At 30.7% G+C, this 19,322-nt stretch carries 20 protein-coding genes and 1 pseudogene; 7 read left to right on the top strand and 14 right to left on the bottom strand.

What is annotated here, in order from left to right:
• Position 1 precedes the first annotated feature (1 nt).
• From OC526_RS01640 to OC526_RS01625, 4 genes are all read left to right on the top strand, one after another.
• On the top strand, positions 2–1,003 hold the full coding sequence (locus tag OC526_RS01640) for an ornithine cyclodeaminase family protein (RefSeq protein WP_262121668.1): 1,002 nt from the start codon (positions 2–4) through the stop codon (positions 1,001–1,003).
• A gap of 102 nt (positions 1,004–1,105) precedes the next feature.
• The gene (locus tag OC526_RS01635) at positions 1,106–1,408 is read left to right on the top strand and encodes an ArsR/SmtB family transcription factor (protein WP_262121666.1); all 303 of its coding nucleotides are present in this window, start codon (positions 1,106–1,108) and stop codon (positions 1,406–1,408) included.
• 9 nt (positions 1,409–1,417) lie between these two features.
• Entirely contained in the window at positions 1,418–1,642 is a 225-nt protein-coding gene (locus OC526_RS01630) for a cation transporter (RefSeq protein ID WP_040398200.1), read from the top strand.
• A gap of 3 nt (positions 1,643–1,645) precedes the next feature.
• Positions 1,646–3,493 (top strand): heavy metal translocating P-type ATPase, encoded by a 1,848-nt coding sequence (locus OC526_RS01625; protein WP_262121662.1) that lies wholly within the window; start codon positions 1,646–1,648, stop codon positions 3,491–3,493.
• Between the two features lie 278 nt (positions 3,494–3,771).
• On the opposite strand, the gene OC526_RS01620 is transcribed toward OC526_RS01625, so the two are convergent.
• The 10 genes from OC526_RS01620 to OC526_RS01575 form a co-directional block, all read right to left on the bottom strand.
• Positions 3,772–4,437 carry a hypothetical protein gene (locus OC526_RS01620; protein ID WP_262121659.1) on the bottom strand — a complete coding sequence of 222 codons (666 nt, stop codon included), beginning with the start codon at positions 4,435–4,437 and terminating at the stop codon, positions 3,772–3,774.
• Between the two features lie 154 nt (positions 4,438–4,591).
• Entirely contained in the window at positions 4,592–6,124 is a 1,533-nt protein-coding gene (locus OC526_RS01615) for an ATP-binding cassette domain-containing protein (protein ID WP_262121657.1), read from the bottom strand.
• A gap of 243 nt (positions 6,125–6,367) precedes the next feature.
• Entirely contained in the window at positions 6,368–6,748 is a 381-nt protein-coding gene (locus OC526_RS01610; protein ID WP_262121655.1) for a hypothetical protein, read from the bottom strand.
• 789 nt (positions 6,749–7,537) lie between these two features.
• Positions 7,538–9,217: an RNA-directed DNA polymerase gene (locus tag OC526_RS01605; protein ID WP_262121651.1), complete on the bottom strand. Its 1,680-nt coding sequence runs from the start codon at positions 9,215–9,217 to the stop codon at positions 7,538–7,540.
• Positions 9,218–9,796: 579 nt separating this feature from the next.
• A complete protein-coding gene (locus OC526_RS01600; protein WP_262121649.1) occupies positions 9,797–11,002 on the bottom strand; it encodes a tyrosine-type recombinase/integrase in 1,206 nt (401 codons plus the stop codon).
• On the bottom strand, positions 10,995–11,207 hold the full coding sequence (locus tag OC526_RS01595; RefSeq protein ID WP_262121646.1) for a DUF3173 domain-containing protein: 213 nt from the start codon (positions 11,205–11,207) through the stop codon (positions 10,995–10,997). Before OC526_RS01595 ends, OC526_RS01600 begins: the two co-directional genes overlap by 8 nt.
• Positions 11,191–11,544: a hypothetical protein gene (locus tag OC526_RS01590; RefSeq protein WP_262121644.1), complete on the bottom strand. Its 354-nt coding sequence runs from the start codon at positions 11,542–11,544 to the stop codon at positions 11,191–11,193. The genes OC526_RS01595 and OC526_RS01590 overlap by 17 nt, the downstream gene beginning before the upstream one ends.
• A gap of 312 nt (positions 11,545–11,856) precedes the next feature.
• Entirely contained in the window at positions 11,857–12,375 is a 519-nt protein-coding gene (locus OC526_RS01585; protein WP_262121642.1) for a hypothetical protein, read from the bottom strand.
• Between the two features lie 83 nt (positions 12,376–12,458).
• On the bottom strand, positions 12,459–13,790 hold the full coding sequence (locus OC526_RS01580) for a hypothetical protein (RefSeq protein ID WP_262121640.1): 1,332 nt from the start codon (positions 13,788–13,790) through the stop codon (positions 12,459–12,461).
• Positions 13,771–14,139, bottom strand: a complete 369-nt coding sequence (locus tag OC526_RS01575; RefSeq protein ID WP_262121638.1) for a hypothetical protein — start codon at positions 14,137–14,139, stop codon at positions 13,771–13,773. The genes OC526_RS01580 and OC526_RS01575 overlap by 20 nt, the downstream gene beginning before the upstream one ends.
• 283 nt (positions 14,140–14,422) lie before the next feature.
• Here OC526_RS01575 and OC526_RS01570 point away from each other — a divergent pair, with 283 nt between their 5' ends.
• The 3 genes and pseudogenes from OC526_RS01570 (at position 14,423) to OC526_RS01560 (ending at position 16,358) form a co-directional block, all read left to right on the top strand.
• Entirely contained in the window at positions 14,423–15,295 is an 873-nt protein-coding gene (locus OC526_RS01570; protein ID WP_262121636.1) for a hypothetical protein, read from the top strand.
• Between the two features lie 140 nt (positions 15,296–15,435).
• Positions 15,436–15,582 carry a hypothetical protein gene (locus OC526_RS01565; RefSeq protein WP_262121634.1) on the top strand — a complete coding sequence of 49 codons (147 nt, stop codon included), beginning with the start codon at positions 15,436–15,438 and terminating at the stop codon, positions 15,580–15,582.
• A pseudogene (locus tag OC526_RS01560) lies at positions 15,531–16,358 on the top strand (IS256 family transposase). The gene OC526_RS01565 and the pseudogene OC526_RS01560 overlap by 52 nt, the downstream one beginning before the upstream one ends.
• A gap of 334 nt (positions 16,359–16,692) precedes the next feature.
• Here OC526_RS01560 and OC526_RS01555 read toward each other — a convergent pair.
• The 4 genes from OC526_RS01555 to erm(A) all read right to left on the bottom strand — a co-directional run bounded on the left by OC526_RS01555 (position 16,693) and on the right by erm(A) (position 19,283).
• Positions 16,693–17,385, bottom strand: coding sequence for an MBL fold metallo-hydrolase (locus OC526_RS01555; RefSeq protein ID WP_019108018.1), 693 nt, complete (start codon positions 17,383–17,385; stop codon positions 16,693–16,695).
• Positions 17,376–17,765, bottom strand: a complete 390-nt coding sequence (locus OC526_RS01550) for a cytidine deaminase family protein (protein WP_001041171.1) — start codon at positions 17,763–17,765, stop codon at positions 17,376–17,378. The genes OC526_RS01555 and OC526_RS01550 overlap by 10 nt, the downstream gene beginning before the upstream one ends.
• 45 nt (positions 17,766–17,810) lie before the next feature.
• Positions 17,811–18,335: a phosphotransferase gene (locus OC526_RS01545; RefSeq protein ID WP_001176020.1), complete on the bottom strand. Its 525-nt coding sequence runs from the start codon at positions 18,333–18,335 to the stop codon at positions 17,811–17,813.
• 216 nt (positions 18,336–18,551) lie between these two features.
• A complete protein-coding gene (gene erm(A) / locus OC526_RS01540; RefSeq protein WP_094398249.1) occupies positions 18,552–19,283 on the bottom strand; it encodes a 23S rRNA (adenine(2058)-N(6))-methyltransferase Erm(A) in 732 nt (243 codons plus the stop codon).
• Between the last annotated feature and the right edge of the window lie 39 nt (positions 19,284–19,322).

Below are 19,322 nucleotides of genomic sequence, written 5' to 3'. Positions count from 1 at the left end.
TATGCAAATTCGTGTTTTAAATGAATCTGATATAAAAAAAGTTATGGATATGAAGGCTGCTATTGAAGCTACAAAAAATGCTTTAAAAGCTTATTCAAGTGGTGGAGCAGATATTCCTCTTCGTGCAAATTTAGATGTAGCTGAGCATAACGGACAATCTTTATATATGTATGGATATGTTCCAAGCCAAAGTGCCTTGGGTGTGAAAATTGTTTCTGTTTATCCAGATAATATTGCCAAAAATCTTACATCTGTGCCTGCTACCATGGTTACTTTAGATAGTGAAACTGGTCAAGTAAATTCATTAATGGATGGGACTTACCTTACTCGTTTGCGTACTGGTGCCATTTCAGGAGCAGCTACAGATGAGCTATCAAATCCTGATAGCAAAATTTTTGCTCTTTTTGGAACAGGTGGCCAAGCAGAAACACAACTTGAAGCAGTTTTAAATGTCCGTGATATAAAAGAAGTAAGGGTCTTTGATTTATCAAAAGACCGTGCAGAAGATTTCGCAAAGCGTATGAAAGAAAAATTTGAAGCTAATTTTGATTTTGAAATCATAGCTGTAGGCTCTGCTGATCAGGCAATAGATAATGCCGACATCATTACAACTGTAACTACCGCAAAAGACCCTGTATTTGATGGCACAAAAGTAAAAAAAGGTTGCCATATAAATGGTGTTGGTTCCTATACTCCAAAAATGAGCGAAATTCCAGAATATATAATTACAAATGCCGATAAGATATATGTAGATACCTTTGATGGTGCAGTGAGTGAATCTGGGGATTTTATAAAACCAATCAAAAAAGGTATTTTTGATGCAGATAAAAATATCACTGGAGAACTTGGTCAAAAACTATTAGGTGAAATAGCCGGCCGTGAAAACCCTGATGAAATTACATTTTTTGAAACAACTGGCTCTGCTGTCCTAGACCTAGTTGTAGGGCAAAAAATCTTAGAAGCTGCCGAAAAACAAAATATTGGACAAATTATTGAAATGTAGAAAAGATAGCCTAGCTAAGCTAGGCTTTTTTAAGTTGACTTTACATATATATATGATATAATGCTCATATGAACACATGTTCAAATTTAGTAAGGAGGTAACATGGATGAATCGATAAAAAGTGCGAGACTTGAGGATATAATGGAGCTTTCGGACCTTTTTAAGGTTTTTGCAGACTCTACTAGACTTAGGATACTCCACAAGCTATTTAATGGTCCTATAAGTGTAGGGGGCATTGCTGATGCTCTTGATATGAGCCAATCAGCTATTAGCCACCAGCTTAAGTATCTAAAGGATAGTAACTTAGTAAAATCAGAAAGAAATGGCAAGTCTATATATTATTCACTTGCCGATGATCATATAAAGACAATTTTTAAAACAGGATTAGAACATATTAAAGAATAGGAGAATATAATGAAAGTAAAATACAAAGTAGAAAGTGATGACCTATGCCCAAATTGTGCAGCAAAGATTGAAGAGGCTGTTAAGAAAATTGATGGAGTGAATGATGCTAACCTATCATTCCTAACTTTGAAACTAAAGATGGACTTAGCTGATGGTGCTAATGAAGATGCTATCTTTGATGAGGCTAATAGACTTGCTGATAAACTTGAGCCAGGGACTGTCTTAGTGAGGTAGGACATGTTTGAGTCTATGACAGATGCTCACAAAAAGGAGCTGAGTAAACTTATAGCTATAGGTATTTTTACTGCTATATTAGCAGTATTAAGGAATAATATAGGAGAAAGTATATGGATTGTGGGTGGGTTTTTATTAGCCTACTTGCTATCCGCATGGAATGTTTTGATAAAAGGGTTTAAGGGAATCATCCGTGGCCAGGCCATGGATGAGAACTTACTTTTGACTATAGCATCCATATCAGCCTTTCTCTTGGGACAACAGATAGAAGCTATAGCTGTAATACTTTTTTATAATTTTGGTGATTTATTTGAAAATATAGCAAGCCATAAGTCCCGCCAAAACATAGAAGGACTCCTAGACTTAGTGCCTGATGTGGCCAATAAGGTAAACCCAGATGGTTCTACTACAGAAATCGACCTAGATGATGTAGAAGTAGGAGATATCCTCCTGGTTCGTGATGGTGAGAAAATTGGTGTGGATGGTGTAGTTATAGAAGGTCACGGCCTCCTTGATACATCATCTGTCACTGGAGAATCCATGCCAGTAGAAGCCGAAGTAGGGTCTGAGATTATATCTTCATCTCTTCTTACTGAAGGGATTATCAAAATGGAAGCTAAGAAAGAATTTGATGATTCTGTTGCAGCAAAGATTATGGAGATTATAGAAGATTCCGCAGAAAGCAAGTCTGAAAGTGAAAAGATGGTAACAAGATTTGCCAGAATCTATACCCCAATTGTTGTAGCTATTGCGCTTATAGTAGCGATTATCCCTCCCCTATTTTTTGGAAGAGATTGGTATGACTCTATATTCTTGGCAGCTACATTTTTAGTAATATCATGCCCATGTGCCCTAGTACTATCAGTCCCACTAAGCTTTATGTCAGGCCTAGGCCTAGCTAGTGAAAATGGAATCCTTATAAAAGGAAGCCAGTATTTTGAAGGACTAAAAAATGCCAAAGTCCTATTATCAGATAAGACCGGAACCCTCACTACAGGGAATTTCAAAGTAAAAGATATAGAATATTTTACTGACCATGATAGGGAAAAAATCCTCGATTATATATACAATATCGAGCTAATGAGTACCCATCCTATCGCAAAAGGGATAGTAAAAAGTCTAGACCGTGATGAAAAACATGATTTGTTTGAAGAAGTGACCAATGAAAAGGGCCTTGGTGTAAGAGCTAATAGCAAGGATGGCGACCTAATCAAGATAGGTTCTGCTAGATTTATTGGCTATGATGGAGAAGAAAATGACAGAGCAATATATGTCTCTATAGATGACAAGCTTGCTGCAAAGGTAATAATCGAAGATGAAATCAAAGACCAATCATTTGAAACTATAGAAGATCTTCACAACCATTTTGAAAATATAGCTGTAGTATCAGGCGATGGCAAAAATGCAGTTGAAGAAACAGCCAAAGAACTTGGCCTAGATGACTACTTTGCAGAAGTAATGCCAGACCAGAAGCTAGAAATTATGAAAGGCTACCAAGATAAAGGACTTCCTACAGTCTTTGTAGGAGATGGTATCAACGACGCCCCAGTCCTTACCAATGCAGATGTTGGTATATCAATGGGAGAAACAGCATCTGACCTTGCTATAGAATCATCCGATATACTCGTAGTTAACGGAGAATTTAGCCAGATGAGCAAGCTAATGAAAATCTCAGACCTTACCAACAGGACAGTAAGGCAAAACGTGATTTTCATAATGGCTGTCAAAATAGGAATCCTAATAGCAGGACTACTAGGATATGCAAATATGTGGGCAGCAATATTTGGAGATGTTGGAGTTACAATAATAGCAGTCCTATGGGCAATGAGGATATTGAAGAAAAAAGTTTAAAAATATTTTATATAATTATATAATAAAATAATTTGTTTATTCTAATTTTTTACTTCGATTCGGGGGATAGGGTTAAGGGGTAACGGAGACCCCTTACTCCCTTTCCCCCGGTCCCCCTATACCCTTTAAACCCCCACCGCCACTGCGTGGGGCAATGATTAGTAGAAGTTCGCTTCGCGAATTCTATTTTAGAAATTAATAAATACTCGACTTTTAATAATATTAAGAATTACAAAAATATTAGGATAAAATTTAAATTAAGAAAACTATTTAAAGTCCTACAAAGACAACTGATTAAAGACCTCATCCTCATACTTATTCCAAATTATAAATCCTTGGGTCTTATCTTCTGTGGCATCTTCTTTTTTATAATTATTATCTAATCTACTATCTTCATTAGGCAATAAAGATGCAGGTGTACCTGGTATATATAGATAATAATCAGCATCTGGCTTTATTCCTAAAGCAAAATCTACATTAAAATAAATATCATCATATCGTCCATATTCTGAAGTGATTTCAAAGTTTTCAAGCTGCATCTTATAAACATTATCATTCATTTGCTCAACAATTTTAAATTTCCCCTTAAAATCAGAAGTATGGATTTCCTCACCCCTATGCCAAATCCAAGCATAATCTGTAAGACCAGCATCAAATCCATCATTTTTTATTTTCCCAAAATATGATCCTGTAAAGTTACCTTCCTCAGTAAATTCCAAATTTGTCCAACCAGTATCTTCACCATAATTTCTTATAAGCTGCTGGCCATTTAGTTTTTCAAAAAGGAATTTTTCTAGTTCTACTAAACTAGGACCCTTGATTTCTTTTTCTTCCAAATTCACAGTCTCTGGAGTTTCAGTCTTATTTTCACATCCTGTAATCACAAACAAGGTTAAAACAATAAACAATATTTTATTTTTTAAAAAACTATATCTATTTTTCAAATCTTAATTTCCTTTTATTGTAAATTTTTAGTAATTCTCCATAAAATGAATATCTTCTTAAATATTATACTATAAATAAAATACTAATTTTGTGTATTTAGCTATAGAAGATATATAAAAATTCCCACATTATTTTTGTGTGGGAATTTTATACTTATAATTTATTCTTCTTAGTATTTAAACCTTGATTATCCAACTCATATATTTTATCAAAAACTTGATCTATAAATTCTCTATCATGAGAAACTGCAATTATCGATCCTTTATAATTTTTAAGTGCCTCAATGATTTCAGGTTTAGATAGGGGTGATAGGTTTCTGGTTGGTTCATCTAGGATTAAAACTTCTGCCTTATCCAGATTCATCTTTGCAAAAAATAATTTTGCCTTTTGTCCTCCTGATAAATCAGCTATATTTCTAAACATTTCTTCTCTTTTAAAGTTTAAACTGCCTAAAAGAGTGGAAGCTTTGGTTTGCTCATCTTTCACAAAAGAATCAGCTAAGTATTCTATAGCATTTATATCGCCTTTTTCAAAATCAGAATAACTTTGAGGCATATAGCCTACCCTTAAGTTCAATGTTTGACATTCATTCTTTATCTTTTTTAGTAAGGTAGTTTTGCCTGCACCATTTTTGCCTATTATGCATATTTTTTCAGGACCTATGACTTCAAGTTCAACATTTTTAGCTAGCAGCCTATCTCCCACCCTAAGTTCATCTAGTTTAAAGTCTAGGACTTGCTTGCCATTGGCTACTTTTATATCTCCATCAAAAAATATATCAATCGCTTCTTCATAATCAGGCTTTTCTGTAAGATTTGCTTCTTCTTTTTCTAGTCGTCTGCCTATAGATTTTACTGTGTGCATTTTTTCCTTAAGTAATCTACCTTCCACATCGTTTTTTGTAGATCTTAGGCTATGCTCAACAGAATCATGAACTTTCTTGTATCTGTCTAATTTTTTATCAAACTCTTCCCTATCTTTATTAGCTTTATTTATCTCCGTATCTATAAATTTTTCTCTTTTTTTGACATAATCCTCATAGGAATTATTAGAAATAGTGTGTTTTGCTTCAGTTCTTCTTTTTATCTGCTCCAGATGTATTATCCTATTAGCTACATTTGAAAGTAATTTTCTATCGTGAGATACAAATATTAAGGGAATATCCAGTTCTTTCATAAAATTTTCAAGCCAAATCATAGAATTATAATCAAGGTCATTACTAGGTTCATCAAATAGAAATATAGTGGGATTTTTTAGCACCTCTATAAGAAGCATAAATTTTATCTTTTCCCCACCAGATAGATTTTCCATTTTTATTTTATCCGATAAGATATCCTCTGGTAGATTAAACTCATCTATATACCTATACAATTTGTTATAATCTAGCAAATTTAAATCAACTTTTTCATAAAAATACTCATTAGTAGTATGGTTATAATATTTTTCTTCTAATGATTGCGGTAAATAAGCGATTATATCATTATTTTTAAAAATATCACCGCTTATATCACAGTACCTTTCAATCTCTTTTCTATTTACGATTGCCTTTAAAAGCAATGACTTTCCATTGCCTTCCTCACCTATTAGCCCCACCTTGTCTCCATCATTTAAAACAAAGTCAAAATCTTTTAAAATGACCCTATCATCTTCTCTTAAATTAATAGTTAAATCTTTTATAGTAAGCATAAATCCTCCTAAAGGAAGCATGCCATATCAAAAATAAAATATAAAAAAGGCCTATTCACAAAAGTGAATAGACCTCTCCTAAGATAAACATACAGATCTTATTCACAATATGGCATACTAAAATAGCCTAAATAGGCTAAAAAGTAGTATCAAAATTTCCATATTGCTTATAAAATCAATGTACATTTACCTCCGTATTTTTTATTCAGTTATAGTATACCATAATTTTTCTAGAATGCTTATTTATCTCTGTGTTGATAATTGGATTTGTTCTACCTTTAAATTTTTCTCTGATTTATCATCACTTAATTTTTCTAGCTCAGAGTTTCTAATATTTACAATAATTGCATCTCCAACTTTTAAGTCAGAAAAGTCTATCTCACTCACTTTTCCAGTTTTGTAGTTACAATAAATAACAGGTGTATCTTTAGCATCTATTACAGAATGATTACCAAAAATCCCATCCTCCGGATTATCCTTAACAGTTAATATTTCTTGTTTTTCATCGATTTCAGTAATTACAGCATTTACACCTACACTTAAATCATCTTTAGCTTGATTACCACATGATGATAAAAATAGTACAAATGACAATAATAAAATGATTTTAAATTGCCTTTTCATAATCCTGCTCCCAAATTATGACCTCTTTTTCAAATTTTTTTACGTTTAAGATTTGCTAAAATTATATCTTTATTTTCAATATCATAGGTTTGAATATATGTACTACCGTATGCTTTTATTATTAAGTCCAGATTATTATTATCCTTTTTTAAGGAAAGATCATTTAAATCTTTAAAACTTATATGCTTTAAAAAGGGGGTTCCTCCCATAAAAACATTAAACCCATCTTTTCTAATGTCTGGATAAAAAGATATAGTGTAAATTAAAAGTACACTTGCTACTACTATAGCATATCCTAAAATTGGAATATTTTGTAAGGTAGTAATCTTGCCAATCTTCGCAGATATATTTATCAGTCTTTTTTCATCTAAAAAGATAGCTCTTCATTTTTAAGTTGCTATCATTCTTTGAATGTAGTTAATATTCAAATTTTTATGCGTTTTGTTCTACTTAAAACTTTATTAGTAATCCAAAATTTGCACCAAGAAATCTTCCTATAAATAAGGAATTGGACGTATTTGACCTAAGTTATATAATTATATTAAGATTCTCGGAAAAACAACTACAAATATAACTCCATTATATCTATCAGTATCAATAATAATATTATATTAGACAAAACATACATATTTTATGCATAAGTATAGCATTCAATTAAGGTATCATTAAAACTTTAGTTTTAATTATTCATATATAAATTATACATTAATGAATTGCCTAACTTTTAAATTTTTGTTTGATGATATGATTCCCAAAATTTATAAAATTTATTCAATCAACAAGATTATGTTACATATTATTGTATACGTCAGACTTAAAGATATCTATTTCAAATAAACTAACTCCCATACTCATGTCATCATACTCATTCTCATCTACTAATTTTATACTATTTATTTCGTCCAAAGATACACCTATTTTTATCTCATCAATCCACTTTAAATAAAATATTTCTTCTAATTTAGTTTCTTTTAAAGACTTTCCTAAATTTCCCTCTAATTTAAATATATATTTAACAATATTAGAACTGAAATTAATATCATTTGCGAAATCTAATTCTTTATTTAATATTACTAATCTTTGCAGCCAAATTTCAACATACTCGATATTAGATTTTTTACTATACTTATTAAGTATATTTGTAATAAGGTTTAATGATATTGAATTATCAGTAATATTATAAAGCTTAGAAATTATTGTAATACAAAGAGGTATAGCTATGGGATTTTCAAGCATTATATTTACTAAAATACTTACAAGAACTTCTAAGTCTTCAGGATTATCATCTAGCAAGTTCACTCTTTCTTCATAAAATTCTGTTAAAGATTTTTTTATCATGCCACAGTTAGGGTATCTACTAGCAAGCTCTTTTATCTCCAAAAGATGCTTTTGCAAAGTTACAACGCCTTTATCATATTTTTCTTTATTTAAATAAGAATTTCTCAGAGTCTGTCTCTTAGATTCCCAATAGCGTTTATCAGGTTTTATAGAATCAAAAATAATATTTTCTGAAAGAAATGTTTTTTTAGAGTTTAACTCTAGATTTAAAGTCTGCAAAACTTCTTGAAGATTTTTCGCAATTATTTCCAACTCATTTTTGTTATTAGAGAAAATCCTATAATCGTCTCTATATCTTAATATAGAATAATCAATAATTTCAATTCCATCTGTTTTTTTTAAATCTAAGAGCACCTCAGATAACTTTAAATCTACATAACCCAGAATAATTTCTGCTATAAAATCCATTATTGCAGATCCTTGGGGTATACCATTCGTTTGGTTGTACTGCATATGTTGAATTTTTGAATCTATTTTTCCTCCATACCAATTTTTAGATTGCCTTAAATTATTTTTTGTTTCTTCTTTTCCATGGATAGCCCAACAAATCGAATGAGTATAAATAGATGGATAAAAATTTGTAATATCTGTAAATAAACAGTATGAATACTTTAATCCATTCGAAATTGATTTCTGTTCAATATTCTTCCACCAATTAGTTATATTAATTCCATCATCCGTTTTATTACTCTGTATAGCCTCACCAGGAATTGAGAAACACTTTATTTTTTCATTTCTCTGAAAATCCGAAAATCTTTCCTTTAAACTCTCCCAATCGAAACTATTATCATCTTGCTTTAAAGTTATATAGTTCACTAAATCAACATAAATAAACGGATTTATCAATGTAATTGGTCTCCAGCTGTGATGTCCATCTTTATTTATATATATAGTATAATTCAAGTTTTGTAGATCACCTAAATTTGTGTTTTTAATATAATCAATATTTCTATTATTTTCATCTATACCATTATAGATTTCTTCACACTTATTAAGTATAGATTCAAAAGAAATATAATTTGGTAGTTCCAAGTTTGAATAACTAGATTTTTTTAGAAAAAATCGATTAGCTTCTTCTCCTGTCATTTCTAGTACCGTTTTTATTTGATTACTGCCAATTTCATCTCTCATACTTTATTTAAATCCTTATATTTATTATTGATTAAGCTCAGTAGTTACTTTTTTAAATAGTATTTTATTAAATACATTAATATATTAAATTATGCTTATTGTATTTTTTAATTAGACAATTTATAGTAAATGTAATTACTTTAAGCATATTTGGAATTTATAAACCATTTAATAAATTTTGAATACACTTTTATACTTCTTTCAATATATATTCGTATCATATTTATAATTAAGTAAGTATCTACACATTTAATTTTAAAATATAATGAAAGATTCAAATCATCTCTTAAATCGTACTTATTGAATTAAAAAACAATTAAATAATAAATCTAATTTTAGCTTTAAAAATATTAAATCTAAATATATTCAAAGTAGCTAACAAATACATTGACTATGAGTATTTAGAAATACCTATAAAAACCACTGCAACGCTATTTATACTTAAGTTATATATATTATTTTAACCAATTAATTCTATTGCTTATTCCCATTCAATTGTTCCAATCAACTTCTATTATTGAAATTTGCCTATCTCAAAACCCTTTTTATTGTTTTGATAGGGTTTTGATAGGGATTATACTAATTATTTTTTATTGCTTGGTTTCCATTAAATTCATAAAGTGACTTTTCAGATGTTTTAAATTTTATTACATTAGTCATTTTATTAGCCAATATTCGGTCTCTATTAGGCCACAGATGGCTATAATGTTTTAATGTTATTTCTGGACTTGAGTGACCCAACCTATTACTTACTGTTAAAATATCTGCATTAAAATGATTGATTAAATAGCTTACATGCGAATGTCGTAATCCTTTAGCCTGTATTTTTTTAACTTCAGCTAGTTTTGAATGACGATCAATTATTCGTGCTATTGTATTTCTGCCTAATGGCTTCCCACAATAACTTATCACAAAGTTATCTACGCCATGAGCTTTTTGTGTTTCGTGCCATTCTTTCAAAATATTGATTGTTGTATCATCTAATGATATAATTCTATTGCCAGATTCAGTCTTGGTTTTATTCTTTATTTTATATTGACTTGGACTTTTTAAGTCTATTGTCGAGTTAATAGTTAGGTTCTGGTCTTTAAAGTTAATTTTATCCCATGTTAAAGCCTGACCTTCTCCAACTCTTATACCTGTATTAAAGTATAACCAAAGCATTACAAAACACATATGCTCGTAAAAAACATCTATGCAAAAAGTAGATATAACTTTCTCAAACTCTTCCAAAGTCCAATAAGGTACATTTACTTTTCCTTTAGGTATAGGCTTCGTTTTCTTGCTTATATTCTCGTATACAAAATCTAGTGTGACCGCATAATCCAAAATCTGCCTAAATGTTCCATAAATCATTGCTGAGTATGATTGTGAGTATTTAGGGTTATTTAGTAATTTTGTCTTGAATATTTCACAAACTCTAACCGATATATCTTCAATTTTTGTACCTATAAAGTACTCTTTTATTATCTTTATTTGGTGAATTCGAGTTTTATAAGTCGATTCCTGAACTTTCGATTTATAGTGAGGCACATAGTACTTATTTATAAAATAATTTAGTTCAATTCCATTGGCAAATATTCCCTTAGATTCTGCATACTTATTTTTAAGTGATATTACATAATCATGACATTGTTTAAAAGTTTTGAAAGGTTTGCCCTGATCATCTTTTCGACCCATTTTCTGAATTCTCTTACCAGTATTTTTATTAACACCTAGTTCTACTTGATAGTATATATTGCCTTTTTTGTCTTTATATACACATGGATATTTACTTTTACTCATTTTGTGCTCCTTTAATATCTTCGCTTATAGGAACACCTATTATTTCTTCAACGGCATAGCTAGGGACGCACCCCAGTCTTTTATTATTATATAGCTGATATCCTTGTGTTACAAGATTAAATTTTGCACATCTTATAATAGTTCTTGCTTGGTTTTCTTTGAACCCTAAGTCCATTAATTTATCTTTATCAACCATCACTGTCATCTGTTTTGTCCTTTCTTATCCATGGCTTACTTTGATTTATATAATTTGATTTGTGTTTAATAAGCCAGTTTGTTACATCATCATTTGGTATATAGTTATGTTTAAATTCTTCGTACAAATACATAATAAAATCCTCTAGACCTTCCTCACCATATATAAATTTAATTTTATAAAAAACCGAGAATAGCCCACTATTAGTTGTTAAATAATTAATAGACCTGTCAAGTTCGTTATCTCTAGGTGAAGGTAAGTTCATTGTAAAGTTTAATTCATCTAACTCGTCTAGCATGAGTTTTGTCATCTCAGTAGGTTTATTGCTCTTTGTATAGAAAAACATATATCTGTCTAATATTGAACACAATATAATTTCTTTAAACTCTTGATCTGACTCACATACTTTGAGCATTTCCGTTAATTGATGGGCATACTTATTTGAATACTGAGCTTCCAGTCTAACCCAATCATCTACTTTCTCAGCTATATGTCTTAAATACTTCATGATAGCTGCTCTTTTTTCTTGTCATATATTCGTAGTAATGCATTAGCATTTTTCTTTTTTGAACCTACGTACAGTGTTTCACAGTTAAAGTTTTTTGATACATCTCTTATTGCAGATGTGTTCTTCCTATAAGACTTGTGCCAGTTATCTTTAACTATCTTCTCGTATAAACTTTTGTCTTGATTTCCCATACCTTATTTCACTCCTCCCAGCCTCAATTGACTTCTTTATCTTAGCCACATTAATGCCTTCATTAATGAAATCCACAAACGGATCTATTCTGCTTAACCTATACTCGTATAGGTCTGAATTAATTAATGAGAAAAATCTCCACAAGTTCATTCTCTCACCATATATTTTTTCGTAGTTTTCCATATATACTGACCAAGCATGACCGCTAAACTTTACTATTACACCCATATTAGGCATAGCTTCGTTAAAGGCTATTGAGAAGTAATATAATGAATTTTCAATCGTATAGCCTTCAGTATAACCAGATGGTAAGTTCTTATCAGCCTCAACTATATTCCCTAGTACATAGCATATTTTTGACTTATCTATAAATTCATCTATCAAATCAATGGCCACGCCATATCTCCAATCATCATATTCAAATGGGTAAGATGGTTTTATAACCATTGTAAATTGATCTACATCTACTATCAGCATAATTTATGCTCCTTTCTTGACTAAATACACATTTGTAGATTGTTATCCAACGGGTGGATATGGGGTTATTACCTAACCCCATATCATGCCCCCTCAGTGGCTTCGCCCTGAGGGGGCCCTGTCTTTAAAAACCCACAAAACGGTAGCACCATTAAAGCAGGGTTATCAATACTAGCCACACCTGGACAAGATAAGTAGCCCATACCTGGTTTTAAATTTATTTTTCCTATATTCACCGACTGGCTAAACAATGTTCGATAAGTAAGATCATCTGAATCGCCTAACACTATTCTTACTACTAATTGTTCAGTTATACTTTTGGGCAAGCTATCAGCTGAAAATCTTTGCATTACCACAAACATAAAGAACCCTAATTGTCTGCCCATAAACACTATGTTTTCGAGCATATCATTTATATGGTCTCTTGATTTTTTATCTAGAGTGTTCCATGATGCTTTCAATGCAGCAAATTCATCAATTATCAATATATGAGCTGGCAAATTTAAATCTGTATAATCTATATTCCTGTGAAGTTTAAAACTTTGTTGCATTTCATCTTGCCTTATTTTCATTTTATTATAGAACTTTTCTAATAACTCAATAGAAGTTTCTTTATCTGCCACATTTTCTATATTTAAACCACGTATTGAGAAATTATATAAGTCAGATCGCTTAGGGTCTATAATATAAAGCTCATGTTTCACTGTCTTATTTACTATTTGTATAATTAAGGTTTGGAGCAAAAAACTCTTTCCCCCACCTGTCTGTGCTTCTATACCCATATGATGAATCGGTATTGTCTCATAATCAGTTAGTTTTAATGAATAATCATCATTTATACTGTTAGCCCATGCAACATATTTATACTCCTCATCAAATAGTCTTTGATTGAAAATTTCATTTGATACAATTGAGTAAATATAATATTTACCATTCTTATCAAGAAATTGTTGTGTCACAATATAGTTAGGTATTGAAGCATTAAGCCTTAAATCTTCTAACTTTTTATCAAATTTAATTGAGTTTTCAATCTTTATTTGTCCTTTTATCATATCATCATCTAATTCTATTACTACATTGGGAATAGCTAAGTAGTTGAAACTTTTATTTTCAATATAATAACCACTATCAATTAATTGCTTTCTTACATTCTTATCTAACCTGTAATGATTAAATGCATATTCATAACCCTTACTCAAATAATTTCGAATTGACCAGGACACAAACAGTGCACCAACAATTAATACAATCACTAACGAAAAGATATGATAATTTATATATGGAAGCTTTAATCCAAATCTAACAAATTCTAATCTTAGCTTTGGATATACTACTGAGAAAAATATCATGAGTATGATGTTAATGATGAATAAAAAGAGTGCGTAAGCACCCCTTTTATATCTTTTTGTTTTCATTTCTGACCTCAAACTCAACGTCTTTAGCAACTACTGATAGTTGATTCCTATATTCGCCATATATTTTACATTCTGGTTCAATTGCATTAATAACTGCAAACTTTTTATATGGTTTCACACTATCTTCTACTTTAATTACTAAAGCTTCCCCATCGTTGCCACCTACAGTATCATCAGAGTATTTCGTTTTGTCTTGAACTATTATGCACTTATATTTAGTACCTTTTACTGTTTTGGTACTACTATCAGCACTATATTTATACCAAGGTTCATCACCAACAACTCTTATCTCTTTCCTATCAAAAAAAGTTTTGCTATCGAAGAGCAATAATTTACTAAGATTTTTCATCTTATCATCCTTTCATCACAATTAATAGCCTAAGACTATTAATTAATTTGAAACATTCGTCTTAATTTTGTAGCCCTTTAATCTTGGCTATTCGAATACTTATTGATAGCTATCTTGTACTCACCAATATAATACCATGATATTATCGACATAAAAAGTACAGAATTTTATTTAAAATCTTACAAATTAGCCATTTATTATCGACATATTATTGATTTTTTCGACAAATGAGGTAAATTGTAAATAAATATATAAAAACTTTTAATTAAAAGGAGATAATAATATGACAAGACATACACCTAATAATCAATTTAATAAAGATATTGATAAAGTATTCAACCATTATAGTAAATATGGTAAGGAACATAATAATATAGTAAAGAATACAAAAGACATGTTAAAGAGAGTTTATAATATAGGGCCAGATGAATGGGATACGCTACATCAACATAAGAAAGATAAATTTATTTATGTAGATTTAGCTGATAAGTACTTGGACTCAGATTGCGATTACTTTACTGAAAGCGAAAAAAAAGATATAAAAAACAGAATCAAGCCTAAAATTGAAGATAAATTCTATCAGTTAGAAGATTTAGATAAACCTAACCAGATGGAAGATTTAAAATTTAAGAGCTATGCGGATCTGATAAGTAAGGCTAGTCAAAGACAAGTTGACAAATATTATGATGAGTTTGTCGAAGTGTTTAATTATTTCTTACCATACGACACCCCACCTAGCAAAAAACATTTCAAAAACAATAATGATATAGTATATGATTATATACAAACGGCAAAAGAAGAGTCGTATAAGCCATTAGCATATAATGAAAAATTTGGGGTCAAAAAATACTATTCAGACTTGGACTTTAATGCCAGATTAATATTTGAATATATATTAGAGGATAAATTTAAGATTAAAATAAATTATAAGCTATTAGCTGAAGCACTGGCGTTCACAGAAGGATATCGTAATTACTACGATGTAGATGAAGATTTTGTAGACTCTTATCCAACCGAGCCGAAAAAAGAAGATTTTGATAACGATAATGATTATAACGAGAAATTAGAGTTTTACAACGATACTTTAAAATATCTCAAATATAAAAATATGCTAATATCTAGAAAAGCTTTTATAATTGATTATAGTGGTCAATAGCAAAATTAATTAGTAATGTAAACTTTGGCATGTAATCAATTAAAATATAAATAGAAAGGAGTAGGCCCGAGAATGTGTAAAATTTTGTGTATAGAACCTCCTGATTAGGGTAAAGAAAAAACTAATCAGGAGGAATTTTTATGCCAAGAAAAAGACCCGAATCAAGAGGAAGCAAAATAGCTAAAATGTTAATCGAAGAATATAATCCTCAAAATGCACGAGACATTCAAGAAGTATTAAAAGAACTTCTAGGCGATACAATGGAAGAACTTTTAAAGCAGAATTAGATGAGCATTTAGACTATGAATATGGTGAAAAGCCATTATCACTTAATACAAGAAACGGCTCAAGTAAAAAAACTGTAAAATCATCCTATGGAAATATAGATTTAAATATTCCGAGAGATAGAGAAGGATCCTTTGAACCACAAGCATTAAAAAAGTACGAAAAAGACATATCTAACATAGAAAATCAGATAATATCAATGTACGCAAAAGGCATGACCACAAGAGATATATCAAGTCACATCAAAGATATTTATGGATTTGGAATATCTGAAACAATGGTAAGCAAAATAACTAATAAAATACTACCAACCATAGAAGAATGACAAAATAGACCCTTAGAAAAAGTCTATCCTATGGTATTTTTAGACGCTATAGATTACCATGTAAGAGAAAACAACATAGTAGTCAAAAAAGCAGTATACATTGCATTAGGGTACAATCTTGAAGGTTTTAAAGAAATTCTAGGAATGTGGGTAGGAGAGAATGAATCAAGCAAATATTGGCTCCTAGTATTAAACCAGCTAAAAGAAAGAGGCCTTGATGATATACTAATAATATCAACAGATAACCTACCTGGATTCACACAAGCTATAGAAGCAGTATATCCAAAAGCAGAAATACAAAAGTGCATAATCCATCAATTAAGAAACTCAACAAAATATGTATCATACAAAGACATAAAAGAATTAATGAAAGACTTAAAAGCAATATACAAAGCACCAACAGAAGACTTGGCCCTAACAAATCTAGGTATCTTTGAAGAAATTTTCTTTTGATTTCATACTTAATGCTGTTCTAAATCCACTATACTTACTTATATTTCCATTTGCTTTATACTTATAAAAGAAAGACAAAAGCCATCCTGCTATAGGTAATAAACTAATTACAATTTTTTCAAAATTCATACAAAACCCTCTAAAAATCCTAAAAGCTACTACTTTCAACAATATTATAACCTATAATCTTATTTTTGACATCAATACCACGCTCTCAACATGGCTTGAGAGGATAGAATGAATGTCATTTGAGTGTGTCCGTTCTCGGGAACATATCCACTGCGTTTTTGGGGCTATCGGTAGATGGGAACATATCAATACACCTCATGGATTATTATTTTAGAATGGATTTTAAGTAATCTAATAAATCTGATTTAGTTAGAGGCTCTGCATGACTTAAAATACAATACTTACAGTCGAAACTTTCTATCAAATTTGTTAATGACATTAATTTTTCTTTATCCATATACCCATCATTGTAGAAATCCTCGCTTGTTGAATCTCCCAAGAACAATATTTTTTCCTCAGGAATATAGATAAGCACCGTATCTTCCGAATGGGGTGAAACCGTATGAAAAATCATTGCGGTTATTCCACCGAGATTAAGGGTAAGCTCTTTTTCAAATTGGATATCCGATAGAACGGCAATAATTCTTTTATTATCTACATATTCTCTAGCTAGGCACTCATCATCATTTATCAAAAATTTTATATATGCACTGTCAGATAGTTTGGCTCTTTCCTGTTTCAAAAACTCGTTGGTTTTATGGTGTGCAATGGACAATCCGTGAATTTTATGCATTCCAAAGGTATGGTCCCAGTGCCAATGAGTGATGACAGTAAAATCTGGCTTCTTTAGGTCCTCGATTTCTAGGGATTTATAAAATTCATCAACATGGTCTGCTGAATTTCCTGCATCAATGGCAAGTGCAATTTTATCTCCATTTAAGTATGCCAACATAGGCCTATCAGTTTCTGGTTGATGTGGATAATAAAAGACCCTGCTAGTTATCTTTTTCAGTTCCATTTGCCATCCCACCTTTCTGGTAATAAATCTTTCAGCAACACTTCTTCCATTTCAGGTAATACAATTTGGGTCTCTATATTTTGATTATCTATCTGTGCAATAAACTCTCTGCACCTTCCACATGGTGGAAGTATACTCCCATCTTCAAATACAGCGATAATCCTTTTGATTGCAGTTTCATTGTTCTTTACCATTTCAGCAATAGCTGACTGTTCAGCGCATAAGCCAATAGAACAGGGCAAGTCAATGCATATTCCTGTAAAGATGTTACCGCTATTTGTCTCCAACGCGCACGCAACATGCCCTGAAGTTCCAAAGTTCCGTAACTTTTTATGATTAATTATACTGAAAGCAATTTGATATAATTCTTGTTTATTCATTTTCTTCTCCAATATTATTTAGCTTAATAATACGTTATTCTTTTTTCAAAACACTAAGTTATTCAGTTCACCATCAAGAACTTTTATAGTTTCATTTCTTTCCTTATCCTCTTGATTGTCATATAAAAGTTGTTCAATAAACTCCCATATATCTTCTAGTTTACGTCTAATATGATAGAATAACAAAGCATCCGTATTGATTAAAAAATCTTTGTGTAATTTCAGGTATATGTTCATAAATACATCATAATATGGCTTATCAACAAAAAACATGAGATCAGCTTTTACTGGAGCCAATTTCAAGCCTTCCCAGTCAATTAGAACTAACTGCTCATCCCGTTGCATCAAGTTCCAATTATGAATATCTGTATGGCATAGAGCCATTTTAGGATTACTTCGTCTTAGAATCTCCGACAGTCCTTCAACTCTGTCAATAGATTGTTCAAGGGGTTTTATGTGTGCCCCAAGCAAGCATTTTAAGTCCATGGGAAGACTGGCGCATTCTTTACGCAATACTTGTTTTAGCTGTTTCAGAAATGGCAAGCTAAAATCTTCCCTAATTAGTTGCACATATACCTACTATATCAATAAATTTTGAGTTATCATTGACTATATTAGTTGCTATTATCAGAATAGTCGTCGATAACTATATTTTCGTGCAAATATGCAAATAAGTAAAATGATAGTTATGTTATATCATAATAATTGAAAATAATAGAATGCATTTTTCAATGTAATAAGATTAAGCGTTCTCTTAAAGTTAGAGAACGCTTAATTATTTTTAATTTATTGAAATAATTTGTAACTATTGAAAACAGACAAAAATTGTTCATTGGATAATTTATCAAGATCAGTAACATTCGCATGCTTCAGCGCCTGTCTTAATTGATTTTTAGTAAAAAGAACATGATATTCCCTGTTTACCCATTTATAAACGAAAAATCTATACTTTTTGTAGTCCTTCTTTAAAATAAATGGTTTATGCCTTTCAAGTACAATCAATACAGAATCTACATTAGGCTTAGGGTGAAAATATGCTCGTGGCACTTTTTTAAGAATTTTTATATCCATTTCCACCATTAACAGCAAACCTAAAGCTCGTTGGGTATTTTGCAACCTTTTAGCAAATCCCCTCTCTACAATAAGGTAGCTATATTTCGCTTGACTATCAAAAGCAATCTTTTTTACAATATCAGTACTAATATTGTAGGGAATATTACCAAATATTTTATAGTCTGTATTTTTAGGAAAGCTAAACTTCAAAATATCCTCATGAATAACTTTTATATTCTGAAAAGGTTCAACTGCTTTTTTCGTGGCATGACATAAACCTTCATCAATCTCTATAGCATTCACCCGTTGACTCATTTCCACAAGTTCCTTGGTAAAATGTCCTTTTCCTGACCCAATTTCTATTATTTTATCTTGTTTATTGATATTCGTATATTTTAATATTTCCTTTACATGCTTTTTAGATGTAATGAAATTTTGCGTATTTTTCGGGTTTTTCTGTTTCATTATAACCTTCTCCTTGCCGGTTATAATGAACTAATCTTA

The sequence above is a fragment of the Anaerococcus sp. Marseille-Q5996 genome, from assembly GCF_946893725.1.
Lineage (GTDB): Bacteria > Bacillota > Clostridia > Tissierellales > Peptoniphilaceae > Anaerococcus > Anaerococcus martiniensis.
Note: the sequence above shows the minus strand (reverse complement) of the source record. Positions and strands in the feature narration are given on the sequence as shown.

What these genes read in the sequence shown, in the direction of transcription:
- OC526_RS01595 (WP_262121646.1), bottom strand. Translation starts at nt 11,207, where the DNA reads ATGACAGTGATGGTTGATAAAGATAAATTAATGGACTTAGGGTTCAAA.
- OC526_RS01555 (WP_019108018.1), bottom strand. Translation starts at nt 17,385, where the DNA reads ATGGAACTGAAAAAGATAACTAGCAGGGTCTTTTATTATCCACATCAA.
- OC526_RS01630 (WP_040398200.1), top strand. Translation starts at nt 1,418, where the DNA reads ATGAAAGTAAAATACAAAGTAGAAAGTGATGACCTATGCCCAAATTGT.
- OC526_RS01635 (WP_262121666.1), top strand. Translation starts at nt 1,106, where the DNA reads ATGGATGAATCGATAAAAAGTGCGAGACTTGAGGATATAATGGAGCTT.
- OC526_RS01600 (WP_262121649.1), bottom strand. Translation starts at nt 11,002, where the DNA reads ATGAGTAAAAGTAAATATCCATGTGTATATAAAGACAAAAAAGGCAAT.
- OC526_RS01570 (WP_262121636.1), top strand. Translation starts at nt 14,423, where the DNA reads ATGACAAGACATACACCTAATAATCAATTTAATAAAGATATTGATAAA.
- OC526_RS01590 (WP_262121644.1), bottom strand. Translation starts at nt 11,544, where the DNA reads ATGTTTTTCTATACAAAGAGCAATAAACCTACTGAGATGACAAAACTC.
- OC526_RS01565 (WP_262121634.1), top strand. Translation starts at nt 15,436, where the DNA reads ATGCCAAGAAAAAGACCCGAATCAAGAGGAAGCAAAATAGCTAAAATG.
- OC526_RS01610 (WP_262121655.1), bottom strand. Translation starts at nt 6,748, where the DNA reads ATGAAAAGGCAATTTAAAATCATTTTATTATTGTCATTTGTACTATTT.
- OC526_RS01550 (WP_001041171.1), bottom strand. Translation starts at nt 17,765, where the DNA reads ATGAATAAACAAGAATTATATCAAATTGCTTTCAGTATAATTAATCAT.
- OC526_RS01575 (WP_262121638.1), bottom strand. Translation starts at nt 14,139, where the DNA reads ATGAAAAATCTTAGTAAATTATTGCTCTTCGATAGCAAAACTTTTTTT.
- OC526_RS01585 (WP_262121642.1), bottom strand. Translation starts at nt 12,375, where the DNA reads ATGCTGATAGTAGATGTAGATCAATTTACAATGGTTATAAAACCATCT.
- OC526_RS01625 (WP_262121662.1), top strand. Translation starts at nt 1,646, where the DNA reads ATGTTTGAGTCTATGACAGATGCTCACAAAAAGGAGCTGAGTAAACTT.
- OC526_RS01615 (WP_262121657.1), bottom strand. Translation starts at nt 6,124, where the DNA reads ATGCTTACTATAAAAGATTTAACTATTAATTTAAGAGAAGATGATAGG.
- OC526_RS01640 (WP_262121668.1), top strand. Translation starts at nt 2, where the DNA reads ATGCAAATTCGTGTTTTAAATGAATCTGATATAAAAAAAGTTATGGAT.
- OC526_RS01605 (WP_262121651.1), bottom strand. Translation starts at nt 9,217, where the DNA reads ATGAGAGATGAAATTGGCAGTAATCAAATAAAAACGGTACTAGAAATG.
- OC526_RS01580 (WP_262121640.1), bottom strand. Translation starts at nt 13,790, where the DNA reads ATGAAAACAAAAAGATATAAAAGGGGTGCTTACGCACTCTTTTTATTC.